Source organism: Enterococcus italicus DSM 15952 (assembly GCF_000185365.1).
GTDB classification, from domain to species: Bacteria; Bacillota; Bacilli; order Lactobacillales; family Enterococcaceae; genus Enterococcus_G; species Enterococcus_G italicus.
Genome location: NZ_GL622241.1, coordinates 1,553,935 through 1,576,358 on the forward strand (window position 1 = coordinate 1,553,935; position 22,424 = coordinate 1,576,358).

The 22,424-nt window shown below is 39.5% G+C and carries 17 protein-coding genes and 1 pseudogene; 3 read left to right on the forward strand and 15 right to left on the reverse strand.

From position 1 onward, the window contains the following. Nucleotides 1–166: 166 nt before the first annotated feature. On the forward strand, nt 167–694 hold the full coding sequence (locus tag HMPREF9088_RS07205; protein ID WP_007208531.1) for a DsbA family protein: 528 nt from the start codon (nt 167–169) through the stop codon (nt 692–694). 44 nt (nt 695–738) lie between these two features. Here HMPREF9088_RS07205 and whiA read toward each other — a convergent pair whose 3' ends face one another. The 5 genes from whiA to uvrB form a co-directional block, all read right to left on the reverse strand. Continuing rightward, a complete protein-coding gene (gene whiA, locus HMPREF9088_RS07210; protein ID WP_007208532.1) occupies nt 739–1,671 on the reverse strand; it encodes a DNA-binding protein WhiA in 933 nt (310 codons plus the stop codon). 29 nt (nt 1,672–1,700) lie between these two features. Further along, nucleotides 1,701–2,687, reverse strand: a complete 987-nt coding sequence (locus HMPREF9088_RS07215) for a gluconeogenesis factor YvcK family protein (RefSeq protein WP_007208533.1) — start codon at nt 2,685–2,687, stop codon at nt 1,701–1,703. After that, nucleotides 2,684–3,568: an RNase adapter RapZ gene (rapZ, locus tag HMPREF9088_RS07220; RefSeq protein ID WP_007208534.1), complete on the reverse strand. Its 885-nt coding sequence runs from the start codon at nt 3,566–3,568 to the stop codon at nt 2,684–2,686. The genes HMPREF9088_RS07215 and rapZ overlap by 4 nt, the downstream gene beginning before the upstream one ends. A gap of 178 nt (nt 3,569–3,746) precedes the next feature. Further along, complete coding sequence (gene uvrA / locus HMPREF9088_RS07225) at nt 3,747–6,569, reverse strand: excinuclease ABC subunit UvrA (protein ID WP_007208535.1); 2,823 nt, start codon at nt 6,567–6,569, stop codon at nt 3,747–3,749. Between the two features lie 11 nt (nt 6,570–6,580). Then, complete coding sequence (gene uvrB / locus HMPREF9088_RS07230) at nt 6,581–8,575, reverse strand: excinuclease ABC subunit UvrB (RefSeq protein WP_007208536.1); 1,995 nt, start codon at nt 8,573–8,575, stop codon at nt 6,581–6,583. Between the two features lie 244 nt (nt 8,576–8,819). Here uvrB and HMPREF9088_RS07235 point away from each other — a divergent pair, with 244 nt between their 5' ends. Together HMPREF9088_RS07235 and HMPREF9088_RS07240 are read left to right on the forward strand one after the other, a co-directional pair. Then, complete coding sequence (locus tag HMPREF9088_RS07235; RefSeq protein WP_007208537.1) at nt 8,820–10,988, forward strand: amino acid ABC transporter substrate-binding protein/permease; 2,169 nt, start codon at nt 8,820–8,822, stop codon at nt 10,986–10,988. Between the two features lies 1 nt (nt 10,989). Beyond that, nucleotides 10,990–11,727, forward strand: coding sequence for an amino acid ABC transporter ATP-binding protein (locus HMPREF9088_RS07240; protein WP_007208538.1), 738 nt, complete (start codon nt 10,990–10,992; stop codon nt 11,725–11,727). 146 nt (nt 11,728–11,873) lie between these two features. Here the strand turns inward: HMPREF9088_RS07240 and HMPREF9088_RS07245 are convergent, their stop codons facing one another. The 10 genes and pseudogenes from HMPREF9088_RS07245 to HMPREF9088_RS07290 form a co-directional block, all read right to left on the reverse strand. Further along, entirely contained in the window at nt 11,874–12,410 is a 537-nt protein-coding gene (locus tag HMPREF9088_RS07245; protein ID WP_007208539.1) for an Asp23/Gls24 family envelope stress response protein, read from the reverse strand. Nucleotides 12,411–12,425: 15 nt separating this feature from the next. Next, nucleotides 12,426–12,623 (reverse strand): DUF2273 domain-containing protein, encoded by a 198-nt coding sequence (locus tag HMPREF9088_RS07250; protein WP_007208540.1) that lies wholly within the window; start codon nt 12,621–12,623, stop codon nt 12,426–12,428. A gap of 10 nt (nt 12,624–12,633) precedes the next feature. Then, nucleotides 12,634–13,209, reverse strand: coding sequence for an alkaline shock response membrane anchor protein AmaP (gene amaP, locus HMPREF9088_RS07255; protein WP_007208541.1), 576 nt, complete (start codon nt 13,207–13,209; stop codon nt 12,634–12,636). Between the two features lie 122 nt (nt 13,210–13,331). Continuing rightward, nucleotides 13,332–14,258, reverse strand: a pseudogene (gene hemH, locus HMPREF9088_RS07260) (ferrochelatase). A 103-nt stretch (nt 14,259–14,361) separates the two neighbouring features. Continuing rightward, nucleotides 14,362–15,525, reverse strand: coding sequence for a molecular chaperone DnaJ (gene dnaJ, locus HMPREF9088_RS07265; protein WP_007208545.1), 1,164 nt, complete (start codon nt 15,523–15,525; stop codon nt 14,362–14,364). A gap of 123 nt (nt 15,526–15,648) precedes the next feature. After that, nucleotides 15,649–17,475: a molecular chaperone DnaK gene (gene dnaK, locus HMPREF9088_RS07270; RefSeq protein WP_007208546.1), complete on the reverse strand. Its 1,827-nt coding sequence runs from the start codon at nt 17,473–17,475 to the stop codon at nt 15,649–15,651. 32 nt (nt 17,476–17,507) lie between these two features. Continuing rightward, nucleotides 17,508–18,071 carry a nucleotide exchange factor GrpE gene (gene grpE / locus HMPREF9088_RS07275; RefSeq protein WP_007208547.1) on the reverse strand — a complete coding sequence of 188 codons (564 nt, stop codon included), beginning with the start codon at nt 18,069–18,071 and terminating at the stop codon, nt 17,508–17,510. A gap of 30 nt (nt 18,072–18,101) precedes the next feature. Next, the gene (gene hrcA, locus HMPREF9088_RS07280; protein ID WP_007208548.1) at nt 18,102–19,133 is read right to left on the reverse strand and encodes a heat-inducible transcriptional repressor HrcA; all 1,032 of its coding nucleotides are present in this window, start codon (nt 19,131–19,133) and stop codon (nt 18,102–18,104) included. Between the two features lie 160 nt (nt 19,134–19,293). Beyond that, a complete protein-coding gene (hemW, locus tag HMPREF9088_RS07285; protein ID WP_007208549.1) occupies nt 19,294–20,451 on the reverse strand; it encodes a radical SAM family heme chaperone HemW in 1,158 nt (385 codons plus the stop codon). Between the two features lie 129 nt (nt 20,452–20,580). Continuing rightward, nucleotides 20,581–22,398, reverse strand: a complete 1,818-nt coding sequence (locus HMPREF9088_RS07290; RefSeq protein ID WP_007208550.1) for a cation:proton antiporter family protein — start codon at nt 22,396–22,398, stop codon at nt 20,581–20,583. Between the last annotated feature and the right edge of the window lie 26 nt (nt 22,399–22,424).

The following is a 22,424-nucleotide window of genomic DNA, read 5'->3' on the forward strand; positions in this document are numbered from 1 at the left end:
TTGTGAAATATTTATAAAGAGAAATAAATATATTTTTTCACAAACTTAGTGTTTTACGTCCATTCTTTTCAAGACTCATGAGAATTTAAATCGCACAACGTCTTTTAGTTCAAAAAATTAGGCTTTTTCGTTACACTATACTTAACTACTGATTGGAGGATAAAACATGGATATTACAGTCATCAAACCTGAAGCAACAAATGAAACTACCGGAATCTTTTTTGGACAAAAAGAAGCACCCGTTGTCTTAAAAGAATTTATTAATTTACGCTGTCCTTATTGCCGTCAATGGTTTAACCATTCAAAAGAAGTCTTAGACAAGGCAGTAGCAGAAGGTAAAGTGGTTCGTCTCTTTAAATTAACAGACCGACCAAAAGAATCCTTACAACGAGGCAATGTGATGCATCGCTACGTAACGACAGATGATAGCGAACAAGCCTACGCCGACATTCAAGCCATCTTTGAAAGTCAAGACCAATGGGGTGACCTTTCGCTAGAAGAAGTGGCGCAATATGCTGAAAATACCCTAGGACTTACTGAGCACAATCATCTCGACTACGCGCAAGAGATTGTGGATGAAACGCAGGCAGCTGTCATAAAATTCGTCCCAACTGTGATTTTAAATGAGCATATTTTTGATGAAACCATCTCAACTGAAGAATTAACCAAGTTAATTGAAGAAGCCGCAAAATAAAAAGCGACCATCACCGAAACAACAACGTTTCCGTGATGGTCATTTTATTTGCCATTTTTTAATGTTTCCGCAAACTCATTGATTTTGCGAATGCGATGATTGATGCCTGATTTTGAAATGGCTCCAGATGGAATCATCTCCCCTAACTCTTTCAAGCTAACTTCTGGATTCGCTAAGCGTAACTCAGCAATTTCTTGTAATTTTTCAGGCAGTGCTTGTAGCCCTACTCGAGCTTCAATGTACTCAATATTTTCCAACTGCTTACTAGCGGCATCAATCGTTTTGTTCATATTTGCGGTTTCACAATTTACCAATCGATTCACCGAATTGCGCATGTCTCGAACAATCCGGACATCTTCAAACTTAAGCATGGAATTGGTTGCCCCAATTAGCACTAGAAAATCGGCAATTTGTTCAGCTCCCTTTAAGTAGGAGATATAGCCATTCCTACGTGTCAGCGTGCGGGCATTTAGATCAAAGGAATTTAGCATCGCACAAATATCTTGATTGTGCTCTTCATAAATCGAGTAGATTTCCAAATGGTATCGACTCGTTTCCGGGTTATTGACTGATCCGGAAGCCATGAATGCTCCCCGTAGATACGAGCGCATCTTTTGGCTATTGCCCATGATCTCATCTGAAATGTGCGTATGAAACATAATGCCGTCCATAATATCTAAATCAAGTAAAATAGCTTTGGTTTCTTGTTTTAGCCGAACGATGTAGACATTGTTTTTTTTAAGCTTCATCTTTCTTCTTACTAACAATTCACTTTTCACATCGTAATGATCTTTTAATAATGAATAGATTCTGCGAGCAATTGCGGCATTTTCGGTTTGGACATTTAGCACAAATTGCTGGTTGGCGATACTTAATGATCCATTCATTCGAATGAGTGCTGCTAGTTCCGCTTTGGCGTGTTCACGATGTACTTCCAAAGAGGTCAGCTCTTTTTTGACATCTGCTGCAAAAGACATCTAACTTCCCCCTTTCTTCGATTGTTTCTTTAATATAATAGGCGCAATAATTCACTGACTACTTTTTCTCCATCATGGAATACACCACCATTTTTCAGTTCTAAAAAATCAGTGGATACGACACGACATCCCTCTTCACGAAGACCTGTAAAATCATGTTTGACTTGTATGAGATATTCATCGTAGACCGAAAAATCCATGTAGCCATCGGGAACTTTTTCAATATTGACCAGTACAGTATCGATAAATTGATGTCCAAGATGACGATGCATCACTCGCACATGATCGGCGTCCGTGAAATGTTCGGTTTCACCTTTTTGAGTCATAATATTGCAAATGTATACTTTTTCCGCTTCACTGGCCTGAATGGCTTGGCCAATTTCGTGAATCATTAAATTAGGCAAAATGCTCGTAAACAAACTACCAGGTCCCATTACAATCATATCCGCCTCTAAAATAGCCGTAACTACTTTTCTAGCCGCGGTCGGTTCCTCTTTATTTTCTTGATTGGTCACAAACACATGATCGATTGTTTTGCGTTCTTTTGCAATGTTGGATTCTCCAACTGCGGTCGTGCCATCTCGAAAGACCGCATGGAGTACTAAAGGTTTTTCAGATGAGGGATAGATGTGTCCGTCGACATGCATCATCTTTGCCAGTAATTGGACCGCGTCATACGTACTGCCGCGCATTTCGGATATCGCAGCTATAATCAGATTACCTAGCGCGTGGTTGGCTAAAAAGCTATCCTCTTGCTTAAAGCGGTATTGAAAAATATCTTCATATAGTTTCGGCATATCTGACAATGAGACTAAAACGTTGCGCAAGTCGCCCGGTGGCGCCATAGTAATTGATTTACGAATTTCACCACTGCTTCCACCATCATCGGCGACAGTCACCACGGCAGTAATATCTACTCCTTGATTACGAAGCCCTTTTAAGATAACTGGTAAACCTGTCCCCCCACCAACAACCACCACACGCGGTTTTTTTAGACGATAGGTTTTCATTTTCATGAACGATTCACCGTTTCCTTCCGCTTATCTTTGTCGCGATGGGTAATATTGACGTGATACTCTTTTGCTAGTAAGTCGCCAATTCGTTTCGTTAATGCCACGGAACGGTGTTGCCCACCCGTACAACCAATGGCGATCGTCAAGCTACTTTTTCCTTCTTTTACATAGCCTGGCATTATGGTCACTAACAATTGACTAAATTGTTGATAAAACGCTTCTGTCTCCTCAAAGGACATAACATATTCATAGACTGGTTTGTCTAGCCCGGTTAAAGGACGTAATTCAGGAACATAGTGGGGATTGGGTAAGAAGCGGACATCCATCACGATGTCGGCATCGATCGGCAAGCCGTATTTGAAACCAAATGACACCATCTCCACACGAAAGCCCGTACCAGTCGCAGCACGAAATTCTTCATTGATTTTTTCACGTAATTGGCGAGGTGTTAGGACTGTCGTATCAATAACTAACGTTGACTGTGATTTGAATTCAGCCAATAATGCCCGTTCTTTTTTAATACCTTCCGTAATCAAGCCATCCATTGCTAGCGGGTGTGCTCGTCTTGTTTCTTTGTAGCGAGAAACCAACTCTTCATCAGATGCATCTAAGAAAAGAATCTTGGTATCGATAAATTTGGTATTCTCAATATCAATCAACATGCCTTGGAGTTCTTCAAAAAATGAGCGTGATCGCATATCAATAACGAGGGCAATTTTTGTAATCTTCCCTGACTCTTTGATTAATTCCCAAAACTTAGGTATCAATGAAGGCGGCATATTGTCAATACAAAAATAACCCATGTCTTCAAAACTTTGAACGGCTACTGTCTTACCTGCTCCGCTCATCCCTGTAATTATTACTAGTTCCAGACTATCTACCATTGCGATTGTCTCCCTTCTGTTGTTTCAATCAAACAATTATATCATTCCGGGCGTATCATTACCATTATTTTCATCAAAAAAGAAATTGTGACAAAAAACCAGAAAATCCAAAAGTTTAAAAACAACTTACGAATTTTCTGGTCTTTTTACTTGTAGCAAAATAATTTTGCCTCAGTCACTATTGATTCAAGACATTTTTTAAATACAAGCCAGTGTAACTTTGCTCGTTTTTAGCTAATTGTTCCGGCGTTCCTAATCCGACAATCGTGCCACCGCCTGCACCACCTTCAGGACCCAAGTCAATCAGATAGTCTGCCGTTTTAATGACATCTAAATTATGCTCAATAATCAAGACGGTATTGCCCGCATCGACGAGACGTTGCAACACCGTAATCAAGCGCGCGATGTCTTCACTGTGCAATCCAGTCGTCGGTTCATCTAAAATATAAAAACTCTTACCAGTCGAAATTTTGTGAAGCTCACTCGCTAACTTCATCCGCTGTGCCTCACCACCAGATAGCGTCGTAGCCGGCTGTCCCAGCGTCACATAACCAAGACCAACATCGACAATAGTCTGTAATTTGCGATGAATTTTTGGAATAGGTTGGAAGAAATCCACCGCATCAGATACAGTCATCTCTAAAATATCGGCAATATTTTTCCCTTTATAATGAACCTCGAGTGTCTCCGAATTGTAGCGTTTGCCATGACACACTTCACAAGGGACATAGACATCGGGTAGAAAATGCATCTCAATTTTGATAATACCATCGCCACGACATGCCTCACAACGACCGCCTTTGACGTTGAAGCTAAAGCGACCTTTCTTATACCCCCGAACTTTGGCTTCATTAGTCTGTGCAAATAAATCGCGAACATCATCAAAGACACTCGTATACGTAGCCGGATTGCTTCGTGGTGTCCGACCAATTGGACTCTGATCGATATCAATAATTTTTTCAATCTCCTCGAAACCAGTGATTCGCTTATACTTACCAGGTTTGGCACTGTTGCGATTGATTTTTTGAGCCAAGGCTTTTTTTAGAATTTGGTTGACTAGCGTTGACTTACCTGAGCCAGAAACCCCCGTCACAACAACTAGTTCTCCCAAGGGAAAAGCGACGTCAATGTTCTTTAAATTGTTTTCCGTCGCACCAAATACTTTGATTTTTTTGCCATTTCCTTTTCTTCGTTCAGAAGGGACAGGAATTTTTCGTTTACCAGATAAGTATTGCCCCGTTAATGAATTGGGGTTTTGCTCTACCTGCTCAGGTGTACCAGCTGCTACCACCTCGCCACCCATCGCACCAGCACCTGGTCCAATATCAATCAAATAATCCGCTGCTCGCATCGTATCTTCATCATGCTCGACTACCACCAATGTATTGCCTAAATCGCGCATATCTCTTAGTGACTGCAACAAGCGATCATTGTCTCTTTGATGCAAACCAATTGACGGCTCATCTAATATATAAAGCACACCGGATAGATTCGAGCCGATTTGCGTAGCCAGTCGAATTCGCTGTGCTTCACCGCCAGAAAGTGTTCCAGAAGAGCGACTCAATGTTAAATAATCCAAGCCCACATTTCTTAAAAAGCTCAAGCGGTCGCGAACTTCTTTTACGATGGGTTTGGCGATTGTTTGTTCTTGCTCCGACAATGCAACTTGTTCAATAAATTGAAGTGTTTCACTGATTGGCTTTTCACTCAATTGACCCACATGAATGCCGCCAACTTTGACACATAGCGCTTGTTCATTTAGACGATAACCATGACAGGTCTTACACGTTAGTTCCGTCATATATAACTTCATCTGCTCACGGGTATAGTCACTAGCAGTCTCATGGTATCTTCTTGAGATATTTGTCACGACACCTTCGAACGGTGCATCAACATCTCTGACACCGCCAAAATCATTTTGATAATGAAAATGAAACGGTCGCTCACCTGATCCGTATAAAATCAAGTCTTGCTCTTCTTTAGGTAGCTCTTGAAAAGGCGTGTCCATGTCAATAGAAAAACTACGGCACGCTTGTTCCAACATTTGTGGGTAATATTGTGAACTAATCGGGTTCCAAGGGACAAGCACCCCTTCATTTAGCGTTTTTGTAGGATCAGGAATCACCAAATCTAAATCCACTTCTAATTTCATTCCTAATCCATCACAGTCAGGACATGCTCCAAATGGTGCATTAAAAGAAAACAATCGTGGCTCTAATTCACCAACCGTAAAGCCACAATACGGACAAGAATAATGTTCACTAAATAAAAGTTCCTTTTCACCGATAATATCCACTACGGCATACCCCTCTGACAGCCGCAGTGCCGCTTCGAAGGAATCAAATAGTCTAGAGCGTATCCCTTCCTTCACTACTAATCGATCGATTACGATTTCAATTGAATGTTTTTTGTTTTTTTCTAGTTCTGGCACTTCCGAAAGATCAAAGACCTCTCCATCCACGCGCACCCGCACGTAGCCTTCACGTTGTATTTTTTCAAATACTTTTTTGTGTTGTCCTTTTTTTTCATGCACAATTGGCGATAGGACTTGGATTCGACTTCTCTCAGGTAAGGCTAGAACTTCATCTACCATCTGTTCCACTGATTGACTCGTGATTTCTACATGGTCATTTGGACAAATAGGGTGTCCCACTCTGGCATATAACAACCGCAAATAATCGTTGATTTCCGTTACTGTTCCGACTGTTGAACGAGGATTTTTACTGGTGGTTTTTTGATCGATTGAAATGGCAGGACTCAAGCCATCAATACTGTCCACATCAGGCTTATCCATCTGTCCTAAAAATTGTCTCGCATAGGCAGATAGGCTCTCAACATACCTCCGCTGACCTTCTGCATACAGCGTGTCAAACGCTAACGAACTTTTCCCTGAGCCTGAAAGTCCCGTAACAACAACTAGTTTATCGCGGGGAATCGTCACGTCAATATTTTTTAGATTATGTGCCCTTGCACCATGTATCACTATTTTATCATTAGCCAACTAAAATCCTCCTAACCCAATTCCGCTTTTAATTCTAATATCGTATCTCGTAACGTTGCAGCTGCCTCAAAGTGCAAGGCCTTCGCTTCTTCGCGCATTTCTGCTTCTAATTTTACAATTAATTCTCGCTTGTCTTTTTTCGATAAATCACTCAGCTTGGCTAGTAGCGGTTCTGGTGTGTCTTCGGCTACTTTTGATACTCTGATGAGATCACGAATTTCTTTTTTGATTGTGACTGGAACGATACCGTGTTCTTCATTGTAGGCTTCCTGTAGGCCTCTTCTCCGAGCGGTTTCTTCAATTGCTCGGGTCATCGAGTCCGTCATTTTATCTGCATACATAATGACTTTCCCAGAAGAATTACGAGCTGCACGACCAATTGTTTGAATCAACGATCGTTCGCTACGTAAAAAGCCTTCTTTGTCGGCATCTAAAATCGCAACCAACGACACTTCTGGTACATCCAATCCTTCTCTTAATAAGTTAATACCGATTAGGACGTCAAATTTTCCTAAGCGCAAGTCTCGAATGATTTCCGTCCGCTCAAGTGTTTTGATATCGCTATGCAGGTACTTAACTTTTATTCCTAGTTCATACAAATAATCGGTCAAATCTTCGGACATTTTCTTCGTTAATGTGGTAATAAACACCCGCTCGTCACGATCGACACGCTCATTGATTTCACCGACTAAGTCATCTATTTGCCCCATAATCGGTCTGACTTCAATCAATGGATCTAACAAACCGGTCGGCCGAATAATTTGTTGCACGACCAAATCAGTATGCTCGTATTCATATGGTCCTGGTGTAGCGGATACGTAAATAATTTGATGCACATGCTTTTCAAATTCTTCAATCCGCAAAGGGCGGTTATCTAGAGCTGAAGGCAAGCGGAAGCCGTAATCAATCAACATCTGCTTCCGTGCACGATCACCATTATACATTCCGCGAATTTGTGGCATCGTGACATGGGATTCATCCACGACAATGAGAAAATCATCTGGGAAAAAGTCGAGCAATGTATAAGGTGGCTCGCCTTCTTTCCGGCCATCCATATGACGAGAGTAATTTTCGATACCTGACGTGTAGCCCATCTCTCGCATCATTTCAATATCATAATTGGTTCGTTGTTCCAATCGTTGAGCCTCTAGTAGCTGGTTATTTTCTCTTAATACTGCTAAGCGCAAAGCCAACTCTTCTTGGATGGCTGCTATTGCCACTTCCATATGATCGCCATCAGTCAAAAAGTGCGTCGCAGGGAAAATGGAGACATGCTCTGTGTCGGCATACACTTCACCAGTCAGTGCATCTACTTCACGTATGCGATCTACCTCATCACCAAAAAATTCAATCCGTAAGGCACGCTCATCTCTAGAAGCTGGGAATACTTCGACTACATCGCCACGCACCCGAAATCTCCCGCGTTGAAAGTCAATATCATTGCGCTCGAACTGAATATCAATCAGACGACGCAATACCTCGTCACGTGATATCTCCATTCCTTCTCGAATGGAGACCACTTGCTTTTGATATTCAAAAGGAGACCCCAAGCCAAAAATACAAGAAACAGACGCGACAACAACAACATCATTTCTTTCAAGAAGTGAACTTGTCGCTGAATGTCGTAATTTGTCTATTTCATCATTGATACTAGCGTCCTTTTCAATGTATGTATCACTAGAAGGAACGTACGCTTCCGGCTGATAGTAATCGTAGTAACTTACAAAATACTCTACCGCATTATTGGGGAAAAATTCTTTGAACTCACCATATAATTGACCCGCTAATGTTTTATTGTGAGCCAAAATTAATGTTGGTTTATTTACTTGCTGGATGACATTGGAAATGGTATATGTTTTTCCCGTACCCGTTGCTCCTAACAAAATTTGTTCTTTTTTTCCATCGTTAATATGCTGAACTAACTGTCGAATCGCCTCTGGTTGATCGCCAGCTGGTTGATACTCCGATACTAATTGAAATTGATTGGACATCACGCGATTGATCATCAACAACACTCCTTCAAAAAACTGTCTGACCTTAGTTTACCATAGCGAACATATTTTCGCCATTTGTCTGAATTGAATTTGAGAAAGAAATAGTTTGGTTCAATCTTTCCTGTTTTGTTAAATTATCTAACATGAGATGTAAGCAGTCATTTTGAAAATTACGCATTTCTTGATATACTTAGCCAATGATTAAAAATATTTGGCTAAACGAAATATTTTTAAGGAAATAAGGGGGAATTATTTAATGAAAAAAAGGTTGTTTTTTTTAACGCTTTTTTCTATCATGATGACGTTTTTTCTAACGTCTGTAAAATCAGTATCAGCTGATGAAAAAACGTATCAAATCGGGACGGATGTCACGTTTGCACCATTCGAGTTTCAAAACGATAACAAAGAGTACGTCGGAATTGATATCGATCTCTTAAAGGCTATTGCAAAAGATCAAGGGTTCGACGTCAATATCCGAGCATTAGGATTCGATAGCTCGATACAAGGTGTACAATCAGGGCAATTGGACGGTATGATTGCCGGCATGAGTATTACTGATGAACGTAAAAAATCATTTGATTTTTCAGATCCTTATTTTGACAGTGGCATTCAAATGGCTGTCAAAGGTGACGATACGAGTATTTCATCTTATGAAGACTTAAAGGGCAAAATAGTCGGAGCGAAAGTCGGTACTGAAAGTGCAACGTTCCTAGATGAAAACAAAGACAAATACGGCTATACCGTGAAAACTTATGACGATGCAACTGGTTTATACGGTGCGATTGACAATGGTACTGTCCAAGCTATTTTTGATGACTATCCTGTTTTGGGGTATGCCATTACTAAAGGGCAAGATTTGAAATTAGTCGGTGATGCAGAAAAAGGAAACTCGTATGGCTTCGCAGTCAAAAAAGGCCAAAACACTGAATTATTAGAAAAATTCAATGCCGGCTTAAAGAAGTTAAAAGCATCTGGCGAATATGACAAAATTGTCGCCAACTATATTTCATCTACAACAAGCACTTCAGATAGTTCAAGTGAAATGAAAAAAATCACTCCTAAAAAAGACACATACGTGATTGCCAGTGATTCTGCTTTCGCACCGTTTGAATTTCAAAATTCATCAAATGAATATGTAGGAATTGACGTTGACTTATTGAAGCGTGCTGCTGAACTACAAGGGTTTAACATTGAATTTAAGTTCATTGGATTCTCTGCAGCCGTTCAAGCTGTTGAGGGCAATCAAGCAGATGGTATGATTGCTGGGATGACGATAACGGATGAGCGTAAAAACTCATTTGACTTTTCAAATGCTTACTTCCAAAGTGGCATCCAAATCGCTGTTAAAAAAGACAATACTTCCATCAAATCCTATGAAGATTTAAAAGGAAAAACAGTTGGTGCAAAAGTTGGTACTGAAAGTGCTGATTTTCTAGCAGCAAATAAAGACAAATATGGCTTTAAAGTAAAAAATTATGATGCTGCCGATCAGTTGTATGAGGCAGTCAAAGTCGGTGCAGTCGATGCCATCATGGATGACTATCCAGTAATTGGTTATGCAATTTCTCAAGGTCAAGAACTCGCTACACCTATTGCCAAAGAATCTGGTGGTGAATATGGCTTCGCAGTGAAAAAAGGCCAAAACTCAGAGCTGATTGATATGTTCAATGAAGCGTTGGCAGAAATGAAACGGACCGGTGAGTACGATCAAATCGTAAACAAATATATCTCCAATGGTAGCGAGACTGCTGCAGAAAAAACAGAGAAAGCTGATAATTCAACACTCTGGGGTATTCTTCAAAACAATTACCAACAATTGTTAGCAGGTCTTGGTAAAACAATGGTTCTTGCATTGGTGTCATTTGCATTGGCTTTAGTGGTTGGTGTTATCTTTGGTCTAATGAGTGTCGCACCAATCAAAGCCGTTCGCATCGTCGCTTCAATCTATGTTGATATTATCCGCGGTATACCGATGATGGTCCTGGCCTTCTTTATCTTCTTTGGATTATCAGGAGCAACAGGTATCACCATCCCTGACTTTGCAGCTGGGATTATTACGTTAACGTTAAATGCAAGTGCCTATATTGCCGAAATCGTTCGGGGTGGTATTAATGCTGTTCCAGTCGGACAAATGGAAGCATCTCGTAGTTTAGGTTTGTCTTATGGTCGTACGATGCAAAAAATCATCTTGCCTCAAGCAATCAAAATTATGATTCCTTCATTTGTTAACCAATTTGTTATTTCATTAAAAGACACAACCATCATTTCCGTTATCGGAGTGGTCGAGTTATTACAAACTGGGAAGATTATCGTTGCAAGTACACTTCAAAGTACGTACGTGTACTTTATTATTGCAGTGATGTATTTAATCATCATTACAGTATTGACCCGAATTGCTAAAGTATTAGAAAAGAAGGTGAAATAAAATGGCTGAAAAAATACTCGTTGAAAATTTAGTAAAGAAATACGGTGACAATACCGTACTGAATGATATTACAGCGTCGATCAATGAAGGCGATGTTGTTTGTATTATTGGTCCATCGGGATCAGGAAAATCGACTTTCCTACGCTGTTTAAATCGTCTGGAAGATCCGACAAGCGGTGCCATCATCGTCGATGGCGCTGACTTAACAGATAAAAATACTGATATTAATTTGGTTCGCCAACATATCGGTATGGTTTTCCAACACTTTAACTTGTTCCCTCACTTATCCGTATTGGAAAATATTACACTTGCACCAACTGATCTTGGCAAGCTATCAAAAGCTGACGCTGAAAAACGAGCCATTCAACTACTGGAAACAGTTGGTTTAGCCGAGAAAAAAGATATATATCCTGACAACCTATCAGGTGGTCAAAAACAACGGGTCGCCATTGCACGTGCATTGGCAATGAATCCTGATATTATGTTATTCGATGAACCAACCTCTGCACTTGATCCAGAAATGGTCGGCGATGTGTTAAACGTCATGAAAAAATTAGCAAAACAAGGAATGACAATGGTTATTGTTACTCACGAAATGGGATTTGCGAAAGAAGTCGCTAATCGTGTGATGTTTATTGACGGTGGTAGTTTCCTAGAAGATGGGACGCCTCAGCAAATCTTTGAGAATCCTCAAAATGATCGAACCAAAGATTTCTTGAATAAAGTTTTAAATATTTAAAAGATATAGAACATCGTTTAGCCCTCCCGGTCTTCAAAATTTCCAAATTGATTCGCAAATAGTTGAGAACTTTTGAAGGCTGTTAGAGCCAGTTTTACCCATATTAAAAAGGGAGTGTGACGATGTCACACTCCCTTTTATTTGAATTATTCGACGCGTGGTTCTAAGTTTTCTTTTACATTTTCTGTTCCACGGTCAATTGATTTTTTCGCTTTGCCTGCTTGTGTAGAGATGTAGCTTCCAGCAGTTCCAGCAGCGTCAGTTACTTTATCTTGAACTGTTTCGCTTTCTTTTTCATACTCTTCTTTTGTTTTAATATCAACAACGTTCACGTTAATTTCAATCACATCTAGGTGAGTCATTTTATCGACTTCAGTTTTGATTACACGTTTAATTTGGTCGTAAATGTCACGGACATCTCTACCGTATTCAACGACAACGTTTAAATCAACAGCAACTTGTTTCTTACCAACTTCTGTGCTGATTCCTGAAGTAACATTGTCAGTATTTACTAATTTTTCTGCGATATTAGAGAAAAATCCGCCATTGACTGTCAATAAACCTGGAATATCTTTTAATGCAATCCCAATAATTTTTTGAATCACTTTATCCTCGTAAGTTAATTCACCGTTTACATTTTGTTCTACTTTCTTTGTTTCATGTGGTAAAGTTTTGTTTTCCATTCTTCATTCCTCCTGTTATTTGTTCTTATTGTTCATAAATTCTTGGAACAAACCATTTCTTTCTAAATATTGACCTAGGAAAAATCCTCCCACGGTCAAGAGCAGTAAAAAAATAGTTCTAAAAAAACCTAATGTTAAAAATAATGCTGCTAATACAAATCCACACCCAGCGACAGTGAGCGGATATGAATTATCATAAAAAAACTGCTTCATCGTATCCCTCCTATATCACTCTTGCTGTTTCCCGGTCGCTTGCATCATTAGCCTGACGTTCAGCTGTATTCTTCAGTTTTACATGTACTGCGATAGATTGCTGCACTCCCAGTAAATTTTTCAACTGCGTTTCTAATGAACGAGCCCATGCCTCTTGTTTACCAATAAGATCTGATGTCCGCTTAATGTCACCACTCACACGGATTTTTACCGTCTTCTTGTACAAATGGGCGTTAACTTTCGGCGATTTTACAAAATCTGCCTTATTGATACTTGATGCTACAAATCCTTCGATTGCTCGCTTGGTAATCGTCAAGTCGCCATTCTCTGTTTTTACTTCTAAATAATTCGTACTCTTCGGATAAAAAATCACTAAAAGAAGAATTACCAAGAATGCAATGAATAAAAAGAATGTGAGCCCAAAAATAAAGGTTCCAAAATAATTATTTCCAAGTATAAATAGCTGCAAATTTCTTACATCCCAGTTCCAATTCGAGACTGGAAAATAAATAAGAAGAAGTGTGCCAAAAACTATAAGAAATAACAAATCGACGACGATCCATAAAAATTTCTCTGCGCGATTCATCTAAGCCCCCCTTTCTGATAAAAGATTGTTAAAAATATCGGTTACAATTATTATTATATATTCTTTGTTACCTAACGTAAAAACTCAGCAATTCAAATAGAATTACTGAGCATATGGTTTGCTTATTTGGTCGGTTTTCGATAAAAGTCGACAACGATTTCTGCTAATTCTTTATCCGCATTAAATGGTGCGAAATAACGATACGCCTCTCCACATGCCTCGATAAAGTATTCTCTATTTTCTTCTCCCAGTTCTTCAATGGCCTCTAAGCAATCAACGACACATCCAGGAACGACGACTAATACTTTTTTATGCCTTCCCTTCAAACGGTCAGAAGTCGCGGGTTGAAGCCATTTTCCTGGTCCAAATTTCGGTTAAAAAGACACATGAGTAGGAATATTAGGAAGCTTTTCAACTAGCAGGTCGGTCGTTTTCCGACACTCAATTTGATAGGTATCGCCATCTTTTTCATAACGTTCTGGAATACCATGATAGGAAAAAAGAATCGCATCAACGGGTTCCTCTTGGATTGTGTTCTTAATCTTGCTTACATAATAGTCAATATATAACGGATGGTTGTAAAAATTGCCAAAAAAAGTTAGGTTGATTATTTTATCACTTTTTACAAAGTATTTCGAAACTGTATCAAATATTGAACCAACTGTTGTGACAGAATATTGCGGATATAAAGGGACAATTGTCAGTGATTCCGTACCGTTTTCTAATGAAGCGATCCAAGACATCCTCAATGAAAGGTGAACTATACGACATCGCATATTCTACTTGTAGATCTGATAATGCTTCTTGAATTGTGGCTGCCTGTGCCTTGGTGTATTCGAGAAGAGGAAAGGAGACCCATTTTCGGTCCATATTTTTTGATATAATGCTGCAGATTTTTTGGGTCTAACTTGCATGATCATGCCATGAAGAATAGCTTGCCATAGTAATCGTGGCATTTTAATAGCACGCTGATCGCTTAAAAATGACGCTAGAAATTCTTTTACTTTTTGAGGATTCGCTTCATCAGGAGTTCCTAAATTAACTATCATTAATCCTTTTTTCAATTAACTCATCCCTTTGATTTAAAATAAAAAAACCAATCCCAGTTAGCTGCTGTACAGCACAACTAAGCTACAAGGATTAGTTTTTTACTTATTTCTTTTTACCTCCAAAGGCATCTTTCACTTTGTCAAAGAATCCTTCAGGTTGTTGCTCTGATGTACTTAGTCCTGAGACTTTAGCAAATAATCGCAACGCCTCTTTTTGCTCCTCGTTCAAATTCTTTGGTGTCAAAATTTTAACAGTTACTTGTTGGTCACCTGTGCCATTGCCTCTTAATCTTGGTGCACCTTTGCCACGCAAGCGGAATTTCGCACCGGTTTGTGTCCCAGCAGGTATTTTCAACTTAACTTCACCATGGACAGTCGGTACTAAGACTTCATCACCTAAGGCCGCCTGTACAAAGTTTAATGGCAATTCATAGTAGATTTCTGACCCATCGCGATCAAATATATCGGAAGCTGCGACTCTAAAGACCACATACAAATCACCATAAGGGCCGCCATTCGTACCCGCCTCACCTTGGTTTGCTAGGCGCATTTGTTGATCATCTTCGACACCAGCCGGTACATTGACTTTCACCTTATGCGTTCGTTTTTCTCTACCAGTACCATGACACGTTTCACATGGATGCGCGATTTCTTTTCCTGTACCATGACATACATCACACGTTTGACGGCTCATCACGCGTCCTAGTGGTGTTTGGCGTTCAACATTAATCGTTCCTGATCCTTGACACTTTTTACATGTTTCTGGTTGCGTTCCTGGTTTGGCACCATTTCCGTGACACGTGTGACATGTTTCTTCACGCTTGTATTTTAGTTCTTTTTCGACACCGAAAATAGCTTCCTCAAAGGTCAAATCAACCATATACTGTAAATCTGCACCTTGTCTTGGTGCATTCGGATTTGCATTACGGCCGCCGCCCCCACCGAAGAAGGATTCGAAAATGTCTTCAAAGCCACCAAAACCTGCACCCGAGAAGCCACCATTGCCAAAGCCACTGAAACCGCCGGCGTCACCATAGTTTGGATTCGTTCCAGCATGGCCGTATTGATCATAGGCTGCTCGTTTTTGCGGATCACTTAAAATCTCATAAGCTTCAGATATTTCTTTAAACTTATCTTCTGCATCGGCTTCTTTGTTGATATCTGGATGATATTGTTTGGAAAGCTTGCGATACGCTTTTTTGATTTCATCGTCCGATGCCCCTTTTTGCACTCCAAGGACTTCATAATAATCACGTTTTGTTGCCATTGGCTTCCCTCCATCTTTCTATTTCATACTGTAATAGTTTACCATATTTTTCTATACAATGGCATGCAAATTAATTCAAAGAAAGAGCCAAAGTGAATGACTTTGGCTCCCTCAATAACAATATTATTTATCGTTATCTACTTCTTCAAAATCCGCATCAACCACGTCATCCGCGCCGCCTTGAGCTGCTTCTGGATTTTCTTGTGCTTGTTGTTGAGCAGCTTGTTCATACAATTTTACTGTTAAGTTTTGTACGATTTCGTTTAAAGCATCGCGTTTTGCTTTCATATCTTCAATGTTGTTTGCTTCAACAGCAGCTTTTAATTCATCGCGCGCTGTTTCTGCTTTCTTTAATTCTTCTGCATCAACTTTGCCTTCTAATTCTTTCGTTGTTTTATCAACAGTGAACAATAAAGAATCAATTTCGTTACGTAAATCAACTTCTTCTTTTCTTGCTTTATCAGCTTCAGCATTTGCTTCCGCATCTTTCACCATACGATCAATTTCTTCATCTGTTAAACCTGAAGAAGATTTAATAGTGATTTTTTGTTCTTTTTGCGTACCTAAATCTTTGGCTGATACATTTACGATACCATTTTTGTCAATATCGAACGTTACTTCAATTTGTGGAATACCTCTTGGTGCAGCTGGTATATCTGTTAATTGGAAACGACCTAATGTTTTGTTATCCGCTGCCATTGGACGTTCACCTTGTAATACATGAATATCTACAGCAGGTTGATTATCAGCAGCTGTGGAGAAGACTTGTGATTTACTTGTTGGAATGGTTGTGTTACGGTCAATTAATTTTGTGAACACGCCACCCATTGTTTCAATCCCTAGAGAAAGAGGTGTAACATCTAATAAAACGACATCTTTTACATCACCAGTAATCACACCGCCTTGGATAGCAGCACCCATTGCAACTACTTCATCTGGGTTTACAGATTTGTTTGGTTCTTTACCAGTTTCTTTACGTACTGCTTCAACAACAGCTGGAATACGTGTTGATCCACCAACTAGAATTACTTCGTCGATTTCTGATTGTGAAAGACCAGCATCTTTTAATGCTTGACGGACTGGAACTTTGGTACGTTCTACTAAGTCGGCTGTTAATTCATCAAATTTCGCACGAGTTAACGTCATTTCTAAGTGAAGAGGTCCTGCTGCGCCAGCTGTAATAAATGGTAAGCTGATTTGCGTGCTTGATACACCTGATAAATCTTTTTTCGCTTTTTCAGCAGCATCTTTCAAACGTTGTACAGCCATTTTATCTGAGCTTAAGTCAATGCCGTTTTCTTTTTTGAATTCAGCAACCATGTGGTCAATGATTTTGTTATCAAAGTCATCCCCACCTAGATGGTTATCACCCGCTGTCGATAATACATCAAAGACGCCATCACCTAATTCAAGAACAGAAACGTCAAAGGTACCACCACCTAAGTCAAATACTAGGATTTTTTCGTCGCGATCCGTTTTATCTAAACCATAAGCTAATGCTGCAGCAGTTGGTTCATTTACGATACGTTCAACTTCTAAGCCAGCAATTTTACCGGCGTCTTTCGTTGCTTGACGTTGTGCGTCGTTAAAGTAAGCAGGAACAGTAATAACTGCTTTTTCAACTTTTTCACCTAAGTAATCTTCAGCAAAACCTTTGATGTATTGTAGAATCATTGCTGAAACTTCTTGTGGTGTATAAGATTTTCCTTCAACTTCAACTTTGTAGCCGGCTTCGCCCATGTGGCGTTTGATTGATGAAATTGTGTTAGGGTTTGTCACTGCTTGACGTTTTGCTACTTCACCTACTTGAATTTCACCATTTTTAAATGACACAACAGATGGCGTTGTTCTATTTCCTTCTGGGTTTGTAATAATTTTTGCTTCTCCGCCTTCTAATACGGCAACAGCAGAGTTCGTTGTACCTAAGTCAATACCGATAATTTTAGTCATAATAGATTCTCTCCTCTTCTTTTATCTCTTTTTTATTGAGCAACAATGACCATACTTGGTCGTAAGACGCGATCATATAATTTGTAACCTTTTTGAAGTTCTTCAACAATTGTATCAGCCTCTTGGCCTTCTTGCGCTGGCACCGTTTGGACTGCTTGATGAAGAGTTGGATCAAATGCTTCACCTTTTGCTGGAATTTCTTCAATTCCTTCTTCTTTTAAGGCGTGACGCAAGCTTTCGAGTACCATTTCAACACCTTTTTTAAGGTTTTGGCTGTGCTCATCTTTGGCCTCGATTGCCATCGCTCGTTCCAGATTATCTAATGCTGGTAAGACTTTTTTTGCTAAGTCTTGTGAACGATATTTTTGCAATAATTCACGCTCATTGCGATTACGAGAAGTAATGTTGGCAATTTCAGCTGAAGCTCTTAGAAATTTGTCTTCCATTTGGTCGACTTGTTTCTTCAAGTCTTCCACTTCAGCTAAGATGGGATCGACTTCTTCAGCAATTGCTTCTTCTGTCGCATCCACTTGTTGCTCGTCGTTAGTTTCGGGTAACTCTTGCTCTTGTGCTTCATGTTTGTTTTCTTCTGTCACTATACAAACTTCCTTTCCAATATTATTGAATCATTCTAATTCTTGGTAATACCCAATTAGTTTCTGAGAAAGTTCTTTACTGAATGTATCCAATAATCCATACATTTTTGAATACGGCATACTTGTCGGACCAAGTAATGCAATCGTACCTAAGCCATGATCTTTTATCGAGTAGTTGGCTTGAATCAAACTCATATTATGAAGCATCTTAACCCCTATCTCATCACCGACTCGAATTTGAATATCTCCTTCTCTGGATGAGAACAGCTTGGTTAATTGCTCCGAGTTCTTCATGAATGAGTACATGGATTTGATGGCTCGTGAATCAAGGGTTGTTTCATAATCCAAAAGATTCATCCGTCCACCGACATATACTCGTTCTTCAAACGCCTTTCCTAATACATGCTCGAAAAAGTCTAAAATGCCATCTGTCGTTTGAAAATAACGACTCATGGTCATTGGTATTTCAGTCCGCAAGCGCTGATAGACAGTCCATAATGATTCATTAACCATGCGGTCATTGATAATTTGGACAATTTTCTCAACATCCGTTGACTGAAATGTTGCTGGTATTGTGTAGACTTGACTTTCAACATTGCCTTTATCTGTCACAATAATCGCGACAATTTGACGATTGTTCAATGGGACAATTCGAAATCCCGTCAACATTCGATCTGTTAAGTTTGGCCCTACCGATAAAGCAGTGTAGTTGGTCAGTTTTGACAAAACAGTAGCCGCATATTGAATCACATCATTTATTTCATGGAACTCACGATTCAATCCACGTCTAATCTGCTCAACATCCCCTTTTGAAGAAGTCATCGGTTCCAATAGATGATTGATGTAATAACGATACCCTTCAATCGAGGGGACACGTCCCGAAGAAGAATGTGTCTTGGTTAGTAAGCCAAATTCTTCTAGAGCCTTCATCTCATTTCGAATTGTTGCAGAACTCGCTTCAATTCCCGATTCCATCAACTTTTTTGAACCAACCGGAATTTCATTTTCGGTATAGCTCTGGATGATAAGACGCAAAATATCTTGTTGTCTCTTCGTTATCATGTCATCACCCCTTGTTAGCACTCGATATATCTAAGTGCTAATACGATTATAAATATACCACATCTCTATAGAATGTCAAGAGATTGCCCTTAAAAAATTAGCACTCTTAACAAAAGAGTGCTAATCGATTTTTTTATTCTATTTTATACTGTTCGCTGCATCAATTTATCTCCTTGTCTAGCAAAAATTGCTCAAAGACATCATTTCCGACATACATTCCTTGCTTTGTTAGAGCGACGTGTTGATCATCTGTTAGTAACCAGCCTTTTGCTACAAGACTGGTCACGACATCTCCATAGATTCCATCAAACGATTGGCCAAATTTTTTTTCAAATGCCTTCTTTGATACACCAGCTAACTTTCGTAAACCTAAAAATAATTCTTCTTCTATTTGTTCTTTTCTTAACACAGACTCACTCTGATAGATTGGTAATGTTCCTTCGCGTAAAGGCTTCAAATAATGCTGGATTGGCCCAAAATTACGATATCTCTTTTGATCAACATAGCCACTTGCCCCCGCACCAAAACCGTAATACTCCTCATTGTCCCAATACATTAGATTGTGCTGAGATTCATATCCCGGTGTAGCAAAATTACTAATTTCATATTGAAATTTGCCCGCCTTGGTCATCGCGTCAATTGTCTCTTCAAACATTTGCAACTCGACTTCCTGTGAAGGTAGGACCATATTACCTTTTCTCATCCAATTCATAAACATTGTTTTATTTTCCAAAATCAAGGAATAAAGCGAATAATGGGGCAAATCAAAGGTCAGCGCTTGCGTTAGTGTTTGGCGAAAATTATCCAGTGTCTGTCCAGGTAGGGCATAAATCAAATCAATACTCACATTCGAAAAACCCTTCGCTTCCAATAAATGCAAAGTTTCTGTCACATCTTGCGCCGAATGTTTCCGACCGATTTTTTTTAATAAGCGATCATCAAAGGATTGTACGCCCATCGATACGCGATTTACGCCATAATTTTGGATGATTGCCAACTTTTCCTCCGTCAAATCGCCTGGGTTAGCTTCAATCGTAAATTCTTTGGTGTCTGCTAGCGATACTCGCTCGGTAATTCCCGCTAACAGCTTATCAAGTTGGGTGGCCGTTAAAGATGTTGGTGTACCTCCGCCAATATAGATTGTCGGAAAAGAGGTAGTTTTATTTTTTGTTCCCCATTCAATTTCGTCAAGTAAACGATCAACATATTCATCTACTGGCTGCCCTTCAAGAAATACTTTGTTGAAATCACAGTAATAACAGATGTGTTCACAAAATGGGATATGGATATACATTGATTTTTGTTTGTTGGTGTTCATTATGCCATTCCTTTGGTCTTATTTGCACAGAAAAAGAGAAAGACATTTGATTTTCTCAAATTTTGCTACTTTCTTTATTGGAACCTAGTGTACCATTAATCACGCAGATAATCGAATGATTGGAATTTTTTAGTTCGTCAAGCTCAATACATGCCGTAATTCTTTGACTGTTTCTTTGTTACCTGTAAAAATCAGGTGATCACCCAGTTCGATAACCGTATTTCCACGGGGGGCAATGAATTCATTGTTGCGGTAAATACGACTGATTGTAATTGCTTCAATAAATGGCAATGATTTGATAGGAATCCCTGTGTATCGACGATTGTTTACCGATACTTCATATAGTCCTGACTCCGTATCCGTCAGCATTTTCAGTGTAGATGGTGAGTCGATCATTTCCCTTAGTAAACTAATATTTACATCAAAGGTATTAAACAACTCCGCCCCCTTGGCTTGAAGCTGCTCGTACTTCGTATCAGTTAAGTCATGTGACTCTAAGCGGACAATCACTCGTGGGACTTCATATTTCGCTGCAAGCTGAGCCATTTCATAATTAATGGCATCGTCACGATACCCAAGTACCAATACATCAGCATCGAAGATTTGTTTGTCAAACAATGTCTGTTCTTCGCGATTTTCCAAAAATAAGACATGATCCATCGCACTGCGAAACGTTTCATAATGCTCGCGATCGTCCGTCACCATTTGAATATCATACCAGCCTTTTGCAAGTTGTTGAGCAACAGGGATTGTTAGCACATTGGTGCCAAAAAAAGTCACTTTGGTTAATTGTTCTTCTTCTTCGGTAGATTGGTAAAATTTATTAAAGAAAATAGGTGCAAGAATACAACAAAGGACCGCCGCTAACGTAAATTCGCCTACTTGGACTTCCGTAATTTGATCCAAATGTGCTGCTACCTCTAGCGTTGGTAACACCAACGTAATAGTTGTCGCAGAAATACATGCGCCGGCCAGTGCATTGGTGCGATTGAAGGACTTTTGCATAGTAAAAAAGAGCCCTGCTTTGGCTACCATAAAACAAACAAATAATAATAAAATCATTAACCATGCTTCTGGTTGGATAAGCAGACTTCTTAGCTCCAACTTGGCCCCGGTCATAATAAAGAATACTGGAATAAAAAAGCCATAGCCGACTGAGGTTAACTTCTCTTGCGTACTTTCACTTGGTTGCAAGAGCTTCATCACAATCCCGGCCAAAAATGCCCCTAAAATATTTTCTGCACCGACTGTTTCAGCCACAGTAACCAAAGTAAAGACGATAAAAAATGCCAAGCGGATATCGAGTTGCGTCGTCGATTTATCAACCTTTGCAAAAAAATCATAAATCCCACGAAAACGCCACAGTAACAGGATGGCTACCAAGAAAATCACTAGTATCAGCCAGATTTGCTCCGACTGTCCGCCATTCAATGCAGCATATGCCGATAAGGCAAGCAAAGGAATGATTTCACCTAAAACGGCAATTAGCAATAGCGTTTGTCCATAAGGTTTGCTTAATAACTCTTTTTCCTTTAGTGCCGCAATCACGACACCTAAGGCAATCGTTGAAAACAAAATTGTCGAAAGCATAAGATTATCAAAAATACCAAGAAATTTCACGACAAATGCCAATAGCACGGATGTCCCGAGTATCGCAACAAACGAGAGTATCGCCATTGGCAACGGCTGTGTTCCCTTTTCTTCAGATGTTTTAGTTTTAAATAAGCTAAAATCAATTTCCATACCGGATAAAAAAATTAAAATAATCACCCCTAAGCTAGAGAGAAATGATAAATTATTCGTCGTTTCAACGAATTGAAACCCCGTTCTTCCGATAATAATTCCCACAATAATTTCCGCAATTGCTGTTGGCACAGCTGTAATCTTAAAGCGCGCCATCGCAAGTGGAATCATTAATGCAGCAAATAATACAATTAAAAGTGACATTGGTTTGACTTCCTTTCCAACCTTAT

Coding starts and splice junctions, on each gene's coding strand:
- dnaK (WP_007208546.1), bottom strand. CDS start 17,475: ATGACTAAAATTATCGGTATTGACTTAGGTACAACGAACTCTGCTGTT.
- rapZ (WP_007208534.1), bottom strand. CDS start 3,568: ATGGTAGATAGTCTGGAACTAGTAATAATTACAGGGATGAGCGGAGCA.
- whiA (WP_007208532.1), bottom strand. CDS start 1,671: ATGTCTTTTGCAGCAGATGTCAAAAAAGAGCTGACCTCTTTGGAAGTA.
- hrcA (WP_007208548.1), bottom strand. CDS start 19,133: ATGATAACGAAGAGACAACAAGATATTTTGCGTCTTATCATCCAGAGC.
- dnaJ (WP_007208545.1), bottom strand. CDS start 15,525: ATGGCAACAAAACGTGATTATTATGAAGTCCTTGGAGTGCAAAAAGGG.
- HMPREF9088_RS07215 (WP_007208533.1), bottom strand. CDS start 2,687: ATGAAAATGAAAACCTATCGTCTAAAAAAACCGCGTGTGGTGGTTGTT.
- amaP (WP_007208541.1), bottom strand. CDS start 13,209: ATGAATCGCGCAGAGAAATTTTTATGGATCGTCGTCGATTTGTTATTT.
- HMPREF9088_RS07250 (WP_007208540.1), bottom strand. CDS start 12,623: ATGAAGCAGTTTTTTTATGATAATTCATATCCGCTCACTGTCGCTGGG.
- HMPREF9088_RS07290 (WP_007208550.1), bottom strand. CDS start 22,398: ATGTCACTTTTAATTGTATTATTTGCTGCATTAATGATTCCACTTGCG.
- hemW (WP_007208549.1), bottom strand. CDS start 20,451: ATGAACACCAACAAACAAAAATCAATGTATATCCATATCCCATTTTGT.
- uvrB (WP_007208536.1), bottom strand. CDS start 8,575: ATGATCAATCGCGTGATGTCCAATCAATTTCAATTAGTATCGGAGTAT.
- HMPREF9088_RS07240 (WP_007208538.1), top strand. CDS start 10,990: ATGGCTGAAAAAATACTCGTTGAAAATTTAGTAAAGAAATACGGTGAC.
- HMPREF9088_RS07205 (WP_007208531.1), top strand. CDS start 167: ATGGATATTACAGTCATCAAACCTGAAGCAACAAATGAAACTACCGGA.
- HMPREF9088_RS07235 (WP_007208537.1), top strand. CDS start 8,820: ATGAAAAAAAGGTTGTTTTTTTTAACGCTTTTTTCTATCATGATGACG.
- HMPREF9088_RS07245 (WP_007208539.1), bottom strand. CDS start 12,410: ATGGAAAACAAAACTTTACCACATGAAACAAAGAAAGTAGAACAAAAT.